Source organism: Mesorhizobium sp. WSM4850, from assembly GCF_055811735.1.
Genome location: NZ_JBVVPV010000080.1, coordinates 1 through 12,942 on the forward strand (window position 1 = coordinate 1; position 12,942 = coordinate 12,942).

The 12,942-nt window shown below is 62.0% G+C and carries 12 protein-coding genes; 4 read left to right on the top strand and 8 right to left on the bottom strand.

The window, feature by feature from the left end; genetic code table 11:
• Positions 1 to 152: 152 nt before the first annotated feature.
• The 7 genes from AC0L2Z_RS33805 to AC0L2Z_RS33835 form a co-directional block, all read right to left on the bottom strand.
• On the bottom strand, positions 153 to 1,238 hold the full coding sequence (locus AC0L2Z_RS33805; protein WP_287230201.1) for an ABC transporter ATP-binding protein: 1,086 nt from the start codon (positions 1,236 to 1,238) through the stop codon (positions 153 to 155).
• Positions 1,238 to 2,347, bottom strand: coding sequence for an ABC transporter ATP-binding protein (locus AC0L2Z_RS33810; RefSeq protein WP_287230203.1), 1,110 nt, complete (start codon positions 2,345 to 2,347; stop codon positions 1,238 to 1,240). The genes AC0L2Z_RS33805 and AC0L2Z_RS33810 overlap by 1 nt, the downstream gene beginning before the upstream one ends.
• Positions 2,344 to 2,553: a hypothetical protein gene (locus tag AC0L2Z_RS33815; protein WP_287230204.1), complete on the bottom strand. Its 210-nt coding sequence runs from the start codon at positions 2,551 to 2,553 to the stop codon at positions 2,344 to 2,346. Before AC0L2Z_RS33815 ends, AC0L2Z_RS33810 begins: the two co-directional genes overlap by 4 nt.
• Positions 2,550 to 3,509 carry a carbohydrate ABC transporter permease gene (locus AC0L2Z_RS33820; protein ID WP_027153142.1) on the bottom strand — a complete coding sequence of 320 codons (960 nt, stop codon included), beginning with the start codon at positions 3,507 to 3,509 and terminating at the stop codon, positions 2,550 to 2,552. The genes AC0L2Z_RS33815 and AC0L2Z_RS33820 overlap by 4 nt, the downstream gene beginning before the upstream one ends.
• Before the next feature lies 1 nt (position 3,510).
• Positions 3,511 to 4,416 carry a carbohydrate ABC transporter permease gene (locus AC0L2Z_RS33825; protein ID WP_473630450.1) on the bottom strand — a complete coding sequence of 302 codons (906 nt, stop codon included), beginning with the start codon at positions 4,414 to 4,416 and terminating at the stop codon, positions 3,511 to 3,513.
• A gap of 72 nt (positions 4,417 to 4,488) precedes the next feature.
• Positions 4,489 to 5,805, bottom strand: a complete 1,317-nt coding sequence (locus AC0L2Z_RS33830) for an extracellular solute-binding protein (protein ID WP_091595650.1) — start codon at positions 5,803 to 5,805, stop codon at positions 4,489 to 4,491.
• 358 nt (positions 5,806 to 6,163) lie between these two features.
• Positions 6,164 to 6,847 (bottom strand): TetR/AcrR family transcriptional regulator, encoded by a 684-nt coding sequence (locus AC0L2Z_RS33835; RefSeq protein ID WP_287230205.1) that lies wholly within the window; start codon positions 6,845 to 6,847, stop codon positions 6,164 to 6,166.
• Positions 6,848 to 6,963: 116 nt separating this feature from the next.
• Between AC0L2Z_RS33835 and AC0L2Z_RS33840 the strand changes: the two genes are divergently transcribed.
• The 3 genes from AC0L2Z_RS33840 to AC0L2Z_RS33850 are packed head-to-tail and all read left to right on the top strand — an operon-like array spanning position 6,964 to position 9,522.
• Positions 6,964 to 8,160: a Tm-1-like ATP-binding domain-containing protein gene (locus tag AC0L2Z_RS33840; protein WP_473630451.1), complete on the top strand. Its 1,197-nt coding sequence runs from the start codon at positions 6,964 to 6,966 to the stop codon at positions 8,158 to 8,160.
• Between the two features lie 11 nt (positions 8,161 to 8,171).
• A complete protein-coding gene (locus AC0L2Z_RS33845; RefSeq protein WP_473586664.1) occupies positions 8,172 to 9,098 on the top strand; it encodes a phosphoenolpyruvate hydrolase family protein in 927 nt (308 codons plus the stop codon).
• A gap of 4 nt (positions 9,099 to 9,102) precedes the next feature.
• On the top strand, positions 9,103 to 9,522 hold the full coding sequence (locus AC0L2Z_RS33850) for a cupin domain-containing protein (protein WP_287344163.1): 420 nt from the start codon (positions 9,103 to 9,105) through the stop codon (positions 9,520 to 9,522).
• A gap of 209 nt (positions 9,523 to 9,731) precedes the next feature.
• Here the strand turns inward: AC0L2Z_RS33850 and AC0L2Z_RS33855 are convergent, their stop codons facing one another.
• Positions 9,732 to 10,922 carry a M24 family metallopeptidase gene (locus AC0L2Z_RS33855; protein ID WP_473630452.1) on the bottom strand — a complete coding sequence of 397 codons (1,191 nt, stop codon included), beginning with the start codon at positions 10,920 to 10,922 and terminating at the stop codon, positions 9,732 to 9,734.
• A 298-nt stretch (positions 10,923 to 11,220) separates the two neighbouring features.
• Between AC0L2Z_RS33855 and AC0L2Z_RS33860 the strand changes: the two genes are divergently transcribed.
• Positions 11,221 to 12,831 carry an ABC transporter substrate-binding protein gene (locus tag AC0L2Z_RS33860; RefSeq protein WP_473630453.1) on the top strand — a complete coding sequence of 537 codons (1,611 nt, stop codon included), beginning with the start codon at positions 11,221 to 11,223 and terminating at the stop codon, positions 12,829 to 12,831.
• Positions 12,832 to 12,942: the final 111 nt, after the last annotated feature.

The window sequence follows — 12,942 nt, forward strand, 5'->3', positions numbered from 1 at the left end:
AATCCTGCAATTCCAAAGCCGCTATCCGCCTCAATCAACATGCCAGATCAATGGCTTGCGGATAGTTCACGGTCGACATTTTCGCGCCGAGGAACAGGCTGAGACCCGTCAAGCCGGCTAAGCCTGACCACAGCTCCAGCCGTAGACGCGCCTTAGCCTGCGTGACGAAGGCTTATCCCGGTACCCTTGTCGAACAGCACCACCTTGTCTGGATCCCAGGCAAAGCGCACCGGCTGCTCGATCTCGACATCGGTTTTGGCCGGCACCGTGGCCCGCAGCATGGCGTCGCCGACCCGCAGCGTCAGGATCTTTTCGACGCCATGGTTCTCGACATCGTGGACGCGCGCTTCCACCGGTGCCCCGCTCTCGAGATAGACATCCTCGGGACGAATACCGAAGACGAGCGGGCGACCGTCGGTCGAAGCGCTCGTCCTGGCCCCCCCCGCAAAAGGCAGTTCGAAATTCAGCGGCGCCATCACCGCGCGGCCGTCGACGAGCTTGCCGTCGATGAGGTTCATCGGCGGCGAGCCGACGAAACTCGCCACATATGTGTCGCGCGGATTGTTGTAGATCTCGTACGGCGTGCCGGTCTGGACGATACGGCCATGGTTGAGCACGCCAACCTTGTCGCCCATCGACATCGCCTCGATCTGATCGTGCGTGACGAACAGGAAGGTCTGGCCAAGGTTCATCTGGATGTTCTTCAGCTCGGTGCGCAGCGCCTCGCGCAGCTTGGCATCGAGTGCCGACAACGGCTCATCCATCAGGAATACGCGTGGCTTCCTGACGATGGCGCGACCAATCGAGACGCGCTGCATCTCGCCGCCAGAGAGGCGATCCGTCTTGCGGTCGAGCAGATGCTCGATACGCAACGTCTTGGCAACGCGGTCGACGCGCGTCTTGATCTCGTCAGGCTCGATGCGGCGGATTTTCGGCTTCAGCGGGAATTCGAGATTCTCGCGCACCGTGTAGCGCGGATAGAGCGAGTATTGCTGCAGCACCAGCGCCACGTCGCGCTCGGCCGCACCCCAGTCAGCGACATCGGCGCCGTCGATGAGTATCTGCCCCTCGTCCGGCTTTTCCAGGCCGGCGATCATGCGCAGCGTCGTCGTCTTGCCGGCGCCGGTCTCGCCGAGCAGGACGAAGAACTCGCCGTCGGCAATATCGAGATTGAGCCCGGTCAATGCGGTGTGATTGCCGAATGTCTTCGAGATGTTCTTGAGCTGGATATGGGCCATCAGAGTCTCACCCCCAGCGAATTGCCGCTTGCCGTGTCGAAGAAATGCGCCTGCGCCGGGTCGAGCTTTGCGAAAACCTGGACCCCCGGCTTGCCGACGAAACCGGAACGGGTCCGGGCGCGCAACATCTGTGCCCCGACCTTGAGGTCGACGATGTCGTAGGAGCCAAGCGGTTCGATGATGTGCGCCTCGACCGGCAGATAACCGTCCGCCGGCTCGCGCGAGACCATCACGCCTTCGGGGCGGATGCCGAGCGCAAGGCGGTCCTGCCCGACGTTCGCGGCGTCAAGCTGGCCGACCAGTTCGGCCGGGAAAACGAACCCTTCCGCGGCCCCATCGACGGTGACCCTGGCGCCGGAGCCGTTCATCGTCACCGCCGCATTGGCAACGTTCATCACCGGCGAGCCAACGAATTGCGCGACGAACAGATTGGCCGGGTGCTTATACACTTCCGATGGGCTGCCCACCTGCTGCAGAACGCCCTCATGCATAATGACGATGCGGTCGGCAAGGCTCATCGCCTCGATCTGGTCGTGGGTGACGTAGATGGTGGTCGAGCCCTGCTTGATGTGCAGCCGCTTGATCTCCGCGCGCATCTCCTCACGCAGCTTGGCGTCGAGCGCGCCGATCGGCTCGTCCATCAGCATCGCCTTCGGCCGCCGCACCAGCGCCCGGCCGATTGCTACGCGCTGCATGTCGCCACCCGACAGCGCCGACGGCTTCTTGCCGAGCAGATCGTTGATCTGCAGCACTTTGGCGACCGAGCGCACCTCGCCGTCGATCTCCGCCTTGCTCTTGCGCATGGCCCGCAACGGAAAAGCGATGTTCTCGTAGACGCTCATATGCGGATAGAGCGAGAACGACTGGAAAACCATGGCGATGTCGCGGTCGGCAGCCTTGAGATGCTGGACCGGCTTGCCGTCGATGAGGACATCGCCGCCGTCGATCGTCTCCAGCCCGGCGATTGCGCGAAGCGTCGTCGTCTTGCCGCAGCCCGACTGGCCGAGCAGCACGATGAACTCGTTGTCGTCGATCTTGAGATTGAGGTCCTTGATGACCTGGACGGCGCCAAAGAATTTCTGGACGCCACGAAGCTCGATCTGGGTCATGCCTGACCTTCTTTTTCCGGTGCGCCGGTCGCCTTCGGCTCCTGCCTTGGACCGACCCAGCCCGTGATCATGAACGTCAGCAGCCCGACAATGATGATCGTCAGCCCGTAGCGGTGCAGAAAGAGGTTCCACGGCTGGCAGAGCGCGATGATGCCGAGCACCATCACGATCTCGGCTGTGCGCTGGATTGTAGCATGGCGGATCATTTGCGGATCGCTCCGAAGGACATGCCGCGCAGGAGGTGGTTGCGCAACAGGAAGGTGAAGATGGCGACCGGCAGCAGGAACAGGAAGGTGCCGGCGGCGATGACCGTCCAGTCGGGCAGGCCGGAACCGACCTGGCTTGGAATGAACGGCGGCGCCGTCTGGGCGCGGCGGTTGGTCATGATCAGCGCGAAGGCATATTCGTTCCACGCGGTGATGAAGCAGAACACGGCGGTGGCGGCGATGCCGGTGGCCGCTTCCGGCAGCACGATCTTGAAGAAGGCCTCCATGCGCGTATAGCCGTCGACGAGCGCCGCCTCCTCATACTCCTTCGGAATTTCGTCCATGAACCCCTTCATCAGCCATACGGAGAAGCTGAGGTTGAAGGCGGTGTAGAGGATGATCAGGCCCCAATGCGTGTCGTTGAGGCCGACGACCCGGTACATCAGGAACATCGGGATCGCCACTACCACCGGCGGCAGCATGCGCGTCGACAGGATGAAGAAGAGCAGGTCCTGTTCCCCCTTTATCTTGAAGCGCGAGAACCCGTAAGCCGTGAAGGTGCCCATGCCGACGGCGAGGATCGTCGAGGTGATGGCGACGATCAGCGAATTCATGAAGCGGCTCGGATAGCCGGACCACTGCACCTCGCCCCTGCCCGAGCGCACCACCTTCTCGCCGCCGTCAAACACCAGCCGCTCCCACCACGGGGCGGCGGCATATTGTTCCGGCGTCGGCGCTGTGCGCAGTTGCGAGCGCTTGGTGAACAGCTTGACGAAGGGCGATATCTCCGGCTGGAAGACCACCGTCGGCGGGATGGTGGTGGCGAGGTTGCGCGGCTTGAACGCCGTCGAGGCTATCCAGTAGATCGGCGCCAGGAAGATGATCGTGACGATCAGCACGCCGACGATGGCGAGCTTGTTGAGCGAACGCTCGGCAGAGGTGGTGACAGCGGCCATGTTAGCGCTCCTTCACCTTGTTCAGGTATTTGACGTAGATGTTGGTGATCGCCAGGATCATGATCAGCACGATGTAGGCGAGCGCGCAGGAGCGCCCGGTCTGCCATTCCTGGAACGCCATCTTGTAGAGCCGGATCGAGATCACCTCGGTGGTCGGCTGGCTGGTCAGGATGTAGGCGAGATCGAATGTCTTGAACGCCTCCATGGTGCGAAAGATGATCGCGATCATCAGGATCGGCGCGACCAGGGGCAGGGTAATGCGAAAGAAGGTATAGAACGACCCGGCGCGGTCGATCGCGGCCGCCTCGTAGAGGTGCTTCGGCACTGCAGACAGGCCGGCAAGCGACAGCAGCATGACGAAGGGCGACCACATCCAGATGTCGGTGATGGCAACCGCGTAGAGCGCCATGTCGGGGTTGGACAGCCACTCGAAGGAGCCGAGGCCAAGCGTATAGTTGATGATGCCAAAGGACGGATCGTAGAGCAGTTTCCAGAACAGGCCGACGACAGCCATCGACAGCATCATTGGCAACAGCAGCAGTGTCGTCAGCAGGCCCTTCAACGGGATATCGCGATTGAGCAGCAACGCCACGCCGAAGCCGACGATGACTTGGCCGACCACGGAGACGATGACATATTTGGCGGTGATGGCGAAATTCGACCAAATGAACGGGTCGTTGAGCAGCTCGCGGTAATTCTGCAGTCCGACGAAATTGGCCGCCGCGGGGCTCGACGCGCGAAAGTCGGTGAACGAATAGCCAAGCGAATAGAGCAGTGGAAAGATGTTGAAGACGATCAGGAAAACGATCGTCGGAATGATGAAGAGATTGCGGATCGTAAGGTCGCTCATGCCGCGGACGGCGGAGCGCGAGTTGGGATCCAGCGTGGTCATGACTGCAGTGGCCAAGGCCCGTTCCTTCCTTGTCCGGAAAAGAAAACGGAAGGGGCGGCTCCCGCCCCCTCCGAGCGTTAGTGCCGTTTACTTCACGCGGTTGTATTTCTTGAACGTCGCGTTCCAATCCGCGGCGAGCGCATCGAGCACTTCCTTGGCCGTGCCCTGATTGCCGGTGATGTAGGGATAGACGCGTTGGTTCATCTGGATGAGCAGCTCGGCATATTCCGGCGTCGCCCAGAAGTCCTTCACCTTGAACATGGTTTCGTAGAAGGCCTTGTTGTATGGCGTGGCGTTCTGGAATTCAGGCGACTCGAGCACTTTGGCACTTGCCGTGTAACCGCCGAGTTCCGCCCATTTCTTCTGCGTCTCGTCCTTGATGAACCATTCCAGGAACTTCATCGCCTCTTCCTGATTCTGCGAATAGGAGACGACGGAGATGCCCTGGCCGCCGAGCGCGGCGAACTGATCGCCGTTCGGTCCAGGAGGGTTGGCGAAGAAGCCGGTGGCCTTGGCATTCGGGTTGGAGGCTTCGTTGATGAGCGCCGGGAAGAAAGCGAAGTAGTTCATGCTCATCGCCGCCAGGTTCTCGGTGATCGCCTGGTTGTCCTCGATGAAGAAGCTCTTGGCCCAACCAGGAGGGGTGAAGGAATAGAGCTCCTTGTAGGCCTCGAGCGCCTTGACGTTCTGCTCGGAGTTGATGATCCCGTCGACCTTGTAAGTGGCATAGTCGCCAAGCTCGCCGCCGAAGGAGAAGATGGCGTTCTCGACGCCCATCACCAGAGCGTCGTAGGAGTTATCGGTATAGATGGCGACGCCGTAGCGCTTCTCGTCGGGACGGTGGAAGAATTCGGCGATGTCGCGTAGCTGCTTCCAGTCCTTCGGCACGCCGAGATCGTAGCCGTACTTGGCTTTGAAGGCCTCCATCTCCTTCGGATCTTCGAACCAGTCCTTGCGATAGGACCAGCCGACCGCGTCGCCCTCGGCCGGAATCGACCAGTATTTGCCGGAGTTGGATGGATATTCGGCGTAGTATTTCACCGTCGCCGGCGCCATCACTTCCTTCAGATTGTGCTTGTTGAAGAAGTCAGTGAGGTCGACATAGTGACCGGCCTCGGAGGCGGCGCCGATCCACTGGGAATCGCCGACGACCATGTCGTAGGCGCTGCCCTTGGCGTTGAATTCGGTGAACGCCTTGGTCTGGAAATCCCCCCACGGCGTCGTCTCGACCGTGACCTTCACGCCGCTCTCGGCCTCGTAAAGGTTGACCAGTTCCTGCAAATAGTTCGCCGGATCCCATTCAGCCCAGAATATGGTGAGTTCCTTATCCTGCGCGTAGACGGACGTTCCGCAGGCGAGCACTAAGCCGATACCAGCAAGCATGCTGGTCATTGTCTTGCGCATGATGATTTCCTCCCTTGTGCGCATTCTACCGTATCATCCGAGCCGGCGGCGAGGCCGGCCCTGGTAGTTCCTTCCGTGATGGCACCGTTCCGGTTTTCGAGCCTCCTCGCCCAACCGGAAATGGATCGCAGCCTCACTTTTGACCCGCTATATTGTCCTGATCTGGTATTACCAATTTCGAACGCACGTCAAGCTCTTTCTTGGACGATGGCAGGGCCTCAGACAAGCAGATTCCAGCAACATCTGTCTGTTTTTCTTAAATTTTCCTACTCGTTGATACGCAAGGCCCTTGTTCGCGCGACGAAACCCCGACTATTGTCAGTAGGAGGCATCCCCATCTGGTCGAACCAGATCGATACTATTCCGCAGCTGTCGCCGGCGCACGTCTGTTTCCTCCAGCCATCGATTCCATCACTGCAGCCCGCACCAGGGCGCCGGCTGCCCATTGCGCTACCGACATCATCTTGCGGCTGTCCAGCCCCCATATATCCTTCAGCACGATCAGCACTTCGACGCCGAATATCAGCGACAGGGCCTGTGCCAGGCGGTTGAATTCGCGAGGCGGCAGCCGGTGCTTGAGCGGTGCGATCGCGTCCTTGAGCAGATCGATGCGATGGCCGCGCGTGAAGGCCGGCTCGCCGTCGAGTGTGCCGGCCTGCCGCCGCGCCCACTGGTCGAGCGACAGCTTCAGCGCCGCCTTGAACGTCGCCTCGAAGGCTTCGATGCGTGGCATGGCCGTGTCGAACAGTTCGACGACGCGGCGCTCGGGATCGGCCGAGGTCGATTTCCAGGTGAGGATCGGCCCCAGCCCTTCGTCGACCACCGCCTGCACCAGCGCCGCCTGGCTTGGAAAGTACCGATACGCGGTGGCGCGGGAGACTTCCGCCGCTTCGGCGACCTCGCTGACCGAGGGCGTGGCGCCCGCCTGCATCAGCCTTGTCGCCGTCTCCAGCATCAACCGCCTTGTGCGGGCGCGCGGCCCGCGCGCCGCTCCAGAACCGGCATCGTCGGGCACTGCCGCTGGTTGACGTGAGACATTCATGTCAATATGATACGCACGTCTCAAAAAATTGCAATGGCCTTTCGCGCTGCCGAACGGCCGGGGCAAAAGAGCGGCCGGCAGCAACGCCGAGTGCGCCTCGAACCTGGGGAAACGCAATGAAGCGCGTCTATGTGGTGGGCACCGCCGACACCAAGGGTGAGGAACTCGCCTTTCTGGCCGATGCGGTCGCAGCCACCGGTGCTGCTGTCGCCCGCGTCGACGTCGGAACGCGCAACGCGACCGTGCCGGTCGATGTCTCGGCCGAAGAGGTCGCCGGCAACCATCCCGACGGCAGCACTGCCGTGCTGGGCGTCGACGACCGCGGCACCGCGGTCGCGGCAATGGCCATCGCCTTCACCCGGTTTGTCCAATCGCACACCGATATTTCAGGTGTGATCGGTATCGGCGGCGGTGGCGGCACTTCGATCATCACATCCGGCATGCGCGCGCTGCCGCTCGGCCTGCCCAAGATCATGGTCTCGACGCTCGCCTCGGGCGACACCGCGCCTTATGTCGATGTCTCCGACATCGTCATGATGCCGTCGGTGACCGACATGGCCGGCTTGAACCGGCTGTCTCGCGTCGTGCTGCACAACGCCGCCCAGGCGATAGCAGCCATGTCTGCAAAACCGGCGCCGCCGCCCGACGGCAAACCGTCGATCGGGCTCACCATGTTCGGCGTCACCACGCCGTGCGTGACTTCGATCGCCGACGAGCTTCGTTCGAGCTATGACTGCATGGTCTTCCACGCCACCGGCACCGGCGGCCGCACCATGGAGAAGCTGGCCGACAGCGGCTTGCTGTCCGGCGTCATCGACATCACGACGACAGAAGTCTGCGACCTCCTGTTCGGCGGCGTTCTGCCGGCAACCGAAGACCGTTTCGGCGCGATCGCCCGCACGAAGTCGCCCTATGTCGGCTCGGTCGGCGCGCTCGATATGGTGAATTTCTGGGCGCCGCCGACCATTCCGGAACGCTATAGCGGACGGCTGTTTTACGAGCACAATCCGAACGTGACGCTGATGCGTACGACGCCTGACGAAAGCCGCAGGATCGGCGAATGGATCGGTGCAAGACTAAGCCTTTGCGAGGGACCGGTCCGGTTCCTCATTCCCGAAAAGGGCGTTTCGGCGCTCGACATCGAAGGCGGCGCCTTCTTCGACCCCGAGGCCGATGCAGCACTCTTCGAGGCCATCGAGCGCACGATCCTGCCGGATAACACGCGTCGCGTGATCCGCTTGCCGCTGCACATCAACGATCCCGAATTCGCCAAGGCTGCGGTTGCGGCTTTTCTCGACATCGCCAGACAGTGAGAGACGAAGCCATGCCCGCCATACCGCGCAAGAAGATCCTGGAAAAGTTCCGCAAGATGATTGCCGGCGGCGTACCGATCGTCGGCGGCGGCGCCGGCACCGGGCTGTCGGCCAAGGCCGAGGAGGCCGGCGGCATCGACCTGATCATCATCTACAATTCCGGCCGCTACCGCATGGCCGGCCGCGGCTCGGCTGCCGGCCTGCTCGCCTATGGCAACGCCAACGAGATCGTCAAGGAAATGGCCTACGAGGTGCTGCCGGTGGTGAAGAAGACACCGGTGCTGGCCGGCGTCAACGGCACCGATCCTTTCGTCATCATGCCGCTGCTGCTGGCCGAGCTGAAGACGATGGGTTTTTCCGGCGTGCAGAACTTTCCGACCATCGGCCTGTTCGACGGCCAGATGCGGCAGAGTTTCGAGGAAACCGGCATGGGCTTCGGGCTCGAGGTCGACATGATCGCCGCGGCACACGAACTCGATCTCCTGACCACGCCCTATGTGTTCAACCCCGATGAGGCGCGCGCCATGACCAAGGCCGGTGCCGACATCGTCGTCGCTCATATGGGAGTGACCACCGGCGGCTCGATCGGTGCGACGTCGGCCAAATCGCTCGACGACTGCGTGACCGAGATCGACGCCATCGCTGAAGCGGCGCGTGCGGTGCGCAAGGATGTAATCCTGCTTTGCCATGGCGGGCCGATCTCGATGCCGGACGATGCCCGCTACATCCTCGAACGCTGCAAGGGCCTGCACGGCTTTTACGGGGCAAGCTCGATGGAGCGGCTGCCTGCGGAAGCGGCGATCGCCAGGCAGACTGCCGATTTCAAGGCGGTCTCACTGGAGCAGCGGACCCAAAAGTCGGAACCGGTTTTGGGAAAATCAGATGCGCAAACAAAAAAAAGCGGTGCCAAGACGACCGCGAAGAAAAAGAAGGGATGAGACGATGACCGACAAGAGCAAGGTGTTTGTCTACCCGAAGGATGTCAGCGCCTTCGGCTTCGACTGGGGCAAGCTGTCGCTGACGGTGGCGCCCGAGGTGAACGGCGCCACGCGCTTTTCCGGCGGCGTCGTCGACCTGCCCTCCGGCAAGGGCCACACGCGCCACAACCATCCGGGTGCGGAAGAGATCATCTTCGTCATATCAGGCAATGGCGAGCAGATGGTCGAGGACGAGGACGGCAATCCGGTCGTCGAGAAGGTCGGCCCCGGCTGCACCATCTATGTGCCGGAAAGCCGCTTCCACTCGACACTGAACACCGGCGATGCGCCCATGCAGCTTTTCGTCGTCTATTCGCCGGCCGGGCCGGAACTGGCGTTGCGCGACCTGCCGGATTTCAGGCTGCTGCCGCCGGGCGGGAAATAGGCTCGGCTATGTCCTTCTTCGGCAGCGCCGCCCCTCATCTGGCTGCCGCCATCTTCTCCCCGTAAACGGGGAGAAGGACGCTGCCACCAATGGTTTCGCCAACCGCCAGCGTTGGCAGGAAGAGTGCCGGGGCCGCGCTCAGCTCCCTTCTCCCCGTCTACTGGGAGAAGGTGCCGGCAGGCGGATGAGGGGCAGCACCGTCATTCGCCTTATGAAGCGTCCCCCCGGTTCCAGCCCCTGCCCCGGTCGCCGAACATGACGTAGCCGCTATCGGTGACGGCCACCGTGTCCTCGATCTTGATGAAGCCGCGCGTCGGGTGCAGCATCGTCGTCTCAACCGAGAGCACCATGTTTTTCTCCAGCGGTTTTTCGGCATAGGTGCCTTCATAGGTCACCGGATGGTTGGTCATCAGGAACGGCGCCTCATGGGTGATCAGCCCCATGCCGTGGGCGAAGAAATCGGTATAGGGCGCGACCTTTGACGCTTTCAGCACGCCTTCTGCGTGAGAAATCATGTCACCACCCAGCGTGCCGGAGCGTACCTTGGAAAAGGCCGCCTGCTGCACCGCCTCGACTTCGGCCAACAGATCCTCGAGTTCGGCATCCGGCTCGCCGAGAATGCCCATGCGACAGAGGTCGCCGATATAGCCGTGATAATTGCCGCCGGAATCGATCGACATCACCTCGCCCGTCTTCCAGGCCTGCGGCGAGCCGGCGCGGTTGTGGCTGGCGCCGAGCGTCAACAGGCAATACTCGAAATGCGCGCCGCGATTGGTCTCCTCGCGCCGCAGCTGCTCGATGATCTCGGTCTTGGTCGTGCCTTCGCGCGCCCAGGCAATGGTCGCCAGCATGGAATCGGTGATCAGTTCAGAGGCGATGCGCAGCTTCTCCAGCTCCGCATCCGTCTTGATCGCCCGCATCCGCTCCAGCATATCGGTCGCATCGACAAGCCTTGCATCCGGCAGCGCCTTGCGGATCAGCGTGTAGGCATCCGACGGCAGGAAGGCCGGCTCGATGCCGATGTGGGCGTCGCCCTTGCCGATTTTCGCCAGGTGCTCGACCGCGAGATTGGCGGCGTCGAGCGTGCCCCAGCAGGCGGCGTGCAAGGTCGGCGTCCAGAACGGGTTGTTCTGGTGCTCGGCGCCCTCCATGCGGTTGCCGATATAGGCGGCGTGGTCCGGGCCGCCCTTCTCGTAGACGACAACAGGCAGATAGCGGCTGTGGCCGATCGCATCCATGGCAGCGAAGAAGATGAACTTGTAGCCGCCAAGCAGATACTGCGTGTTGTGCTTGGAGGTGGCGAGCAGCACATCGATGCCGGCTTCCTCCATCAGCCGGTCGACCCTGGCATGGTCGAATGGGATGGTGCTGACGGCATTCTTACCCGGAACGACGTTCATCTTAATCTCTCCCTGAATTCCCTGGCCGGCCGATCGGATCGCGGCAGTCCCCAGTCTGGTCTTACGAGACAAGTCTGGTCTTACGAGACAAGTCTGGTCCTACCAGATAAGGTCGGATTGAACCGCTTCCCTGTAACTGGTCCAGCGGACAAAATTTTCAAAGCCACATGAGGATGCGCCAAATCCGTCTCTGGCGAAACCCTCGGCAAGGCTCATAATCACCCTTGCAAGGATGCCGTCTGGTGTCCGAGGGTAGTGGCCACCCGGGCCGAATGGCTGAGAGGGACGGAGTTCGATCATGTCAGAGGTCACAATATCCAGACGCAGCGTGCTTGCCGGTTCGGCACTGCTGCTGGCTTCGACGGCGCTGCCGACGATCGGCTGGGCACAGACGCCGAAGAAAGGCGGGCGGCTGGTCGTCGCCGCCGATTCCGAGCCGCGCAACCTCAACCCGGCGATCGTAGCATCCAACGGCGTCTTCTTCATTTCGAGCAAGATCGTGGAACCGCTGGCCGAGGCGTCCTTCGACGGCAAGGACGGGCTCGACCCACGCCTGGCGACAAGCTGGGAGGGCGCCGCGGACGGCTTGTCGGTGACGTTCAAATTGCGCGAGGGCGTCAAATGGCATGACGGCAAACCCTTTACGTCCGCCGACGTCGCGTTCTCGGCGCTGCAGATCTGGAAGCCGCTGCAGAATCTCGGCCGCACCGTGTTCAAGGATCTGGAGGCGGTCGACACGCCAGACGAACTGACGGCGGTTTTCAAATTCGCCAAACCGACACCATTCCAGCTGATCCGCAACGCCTTGCCGGCGCTGACTAGCGTGGTACCGAAGCACATCTACGAGACGGGAAAGATCGAGGAGAACCCGGCCAACAACGCACCTGTCGGCACCGGCCCGTTCAAATTCGCCGAACACAAGCCAGGCGAATATTACCGGCTGGAGAAGAATGGCGACTATTGGGGCAAGGGCCAACCTTACCTCGACGAGATCATCTATCAGGTGCTGCCCGACCGCACCTCGGCGGCAAGCGCGCTCGAGGCCGAAGAGATCCAGCTCGCCGCCTTTTCCGCGGTGCCGCTGGCCGATCTCGACCGCATCTCCAAAGTGCCTGGCCTCAAGGTGATCACCAAGGGTTATGAGGCGCTGACCTATCAGCTCGTGGTCGAAATCAATCATCGCCGCAAGGAGCTGGCCGACCTGAAGGTGCGCCAGGCGATCGCCCACGCCATTGACAAGGATTTCGTCGTCAAGACGGTGTTCCTCGGCTATGCCGCCACCGCCACCGGCGCGGTGCCGAAAAACGATCCGCAGTTCTATACGGCCGATGTGCCGACCTATGCCTTCGACGTGGCCAAGGCCAACGCCCTGCTCGACGAAGCCGGCTACAGCAAGGGTGACGACGGCAAGCGTTTTTCGCTGAAGCTGCTGCCGGCGCCCTATTTCAACGAGACCAAGCAGTTCGGCGACTATCTGCGCCAGGCGCTCGCCGCCATCGGCATCGACGCCCAGCTGGTCAACAACGACTCGGCCGCGCATATCAAGGCCGTCTACACCGACCACGCCTTCGACCTTGCGGTCGGGCCGCCAGTGTTCCGCGGCGATCCGGCAATCTCGACCACCATCCTGGTGCAGAGCGGCATCCCGGACGGGGTGCCGTTCTCCAGCCAGGGCGGCTACAAGAACGATGAACTCGACGCCCTCATCGCCAAGGCGTCCGAGACGCTCGACCCCGCCGCGCGCACGGAACTTTACAGGGAGTTTCAGAAAAAGGTCGCAGCCGACCTGCCGCTGATCAATGTCGCCGAATGGAGCTTCATCAGCGTTGTCAGGGACACGGTTGGGAATGTCGCAAACAACCCACGCTGGGCGGTGTCGAACTGGGCGGACACCTGGCTGGAGGGGTGAGCTGCGGGTTAATTGAGATTGACCTTCGCCAATAGGTGAAGTTGGTAATGTCCGTGCTCGACGATACCCCCCTCTGTCCTGCCGGACATCTCCCCCTCAAGGGGGGAGATT

Excerpts from the sequence above, each read along its gene's own strand:
- AC0L2Z_RS33860 (WP_473630453.1), top strand. The coding sequence starts at position 11,221 with ATGTCAGAGGTCACAATATCCAGACGCAGCGTGCTTGCCGGTTCGGCA.
- AC0L2Z_RS33850 (WP_287344163.1), top strand. The coding sequence starts at position 9,103 with ATGACCGACAAGAGCAAGGTGTTTGTCTACCCGAAGGATGTCAGCGCC.
- AC0L2Z_RS33815 (WP_287230204.1), bottom strand. The coding sequence starts at position 2,553 with ATGATCCGCCATGCTACAATCCAGCGCACAGCCGAGATCGTGATGGTG.
- AC0L2Z_RS33810 (WP_287230203.1), bottom strand. The coding sequence starts at position 2,347 with ATGACCCAGATCGAGCTTCGTGGCGTCCAGAAATTCTTTGGCGCCGTC.
- AC0L2Z_RS33840 (WP_473630451.1), top strand. The coding sequence starts at position 6,964 with ATGAAGCGCGTCTATGTGGTGGGCACCGCCGACACCAAGGGTGAGGAA.
- AC0L2Z_RS33855 (WP_473630452.1), bottom strand. The coding sequence starts at position 10,922 with ATGAACGTCGTTCCGGGTAAGAATGCCGTCAGCACCATCCCATTCGAC.
- AC0L2Z_RS33830 (WP_091595650.1), bottom strand. The coding sequence starts at position 5,805 with ATGCGCAAGACAATGACCAGCATGCTTGCTGGTATCGGCTTAGTGCTC.
- AC0L2Z_RS33835 (WP_287230205.1), bottom strand. The coding sequence starts at position 6,847 with ATGAATGTCTCACGTCAACCAGCGGCAGTGCCCGACGATGCCGGTTCT.
- AC0L2Z_RS33845 (WP_473586664.1), top strand. The coding sequence starts at position 8,172 with ATGCCCGCCATACCGCGCAAGAAGATCCTGGAAAAGTTCCGCAAGATG.
- AC0L2Z_RS33820 (WP_027153142.1), bottom strand. The coding sequence starts at position 3,509 with ATGGCCGCTGTCACCACCTCTGCCGAGCGTTCGCTCAACAAGCTCGCC.
- AC0L2Z_RS33805 (WP_287230201.1), bottom strand. The coding sequence starts at position 1,238 with ATGGCCCATATCCAGCTCAAGAACATCTCGAAGACATTCGGCAATCAC.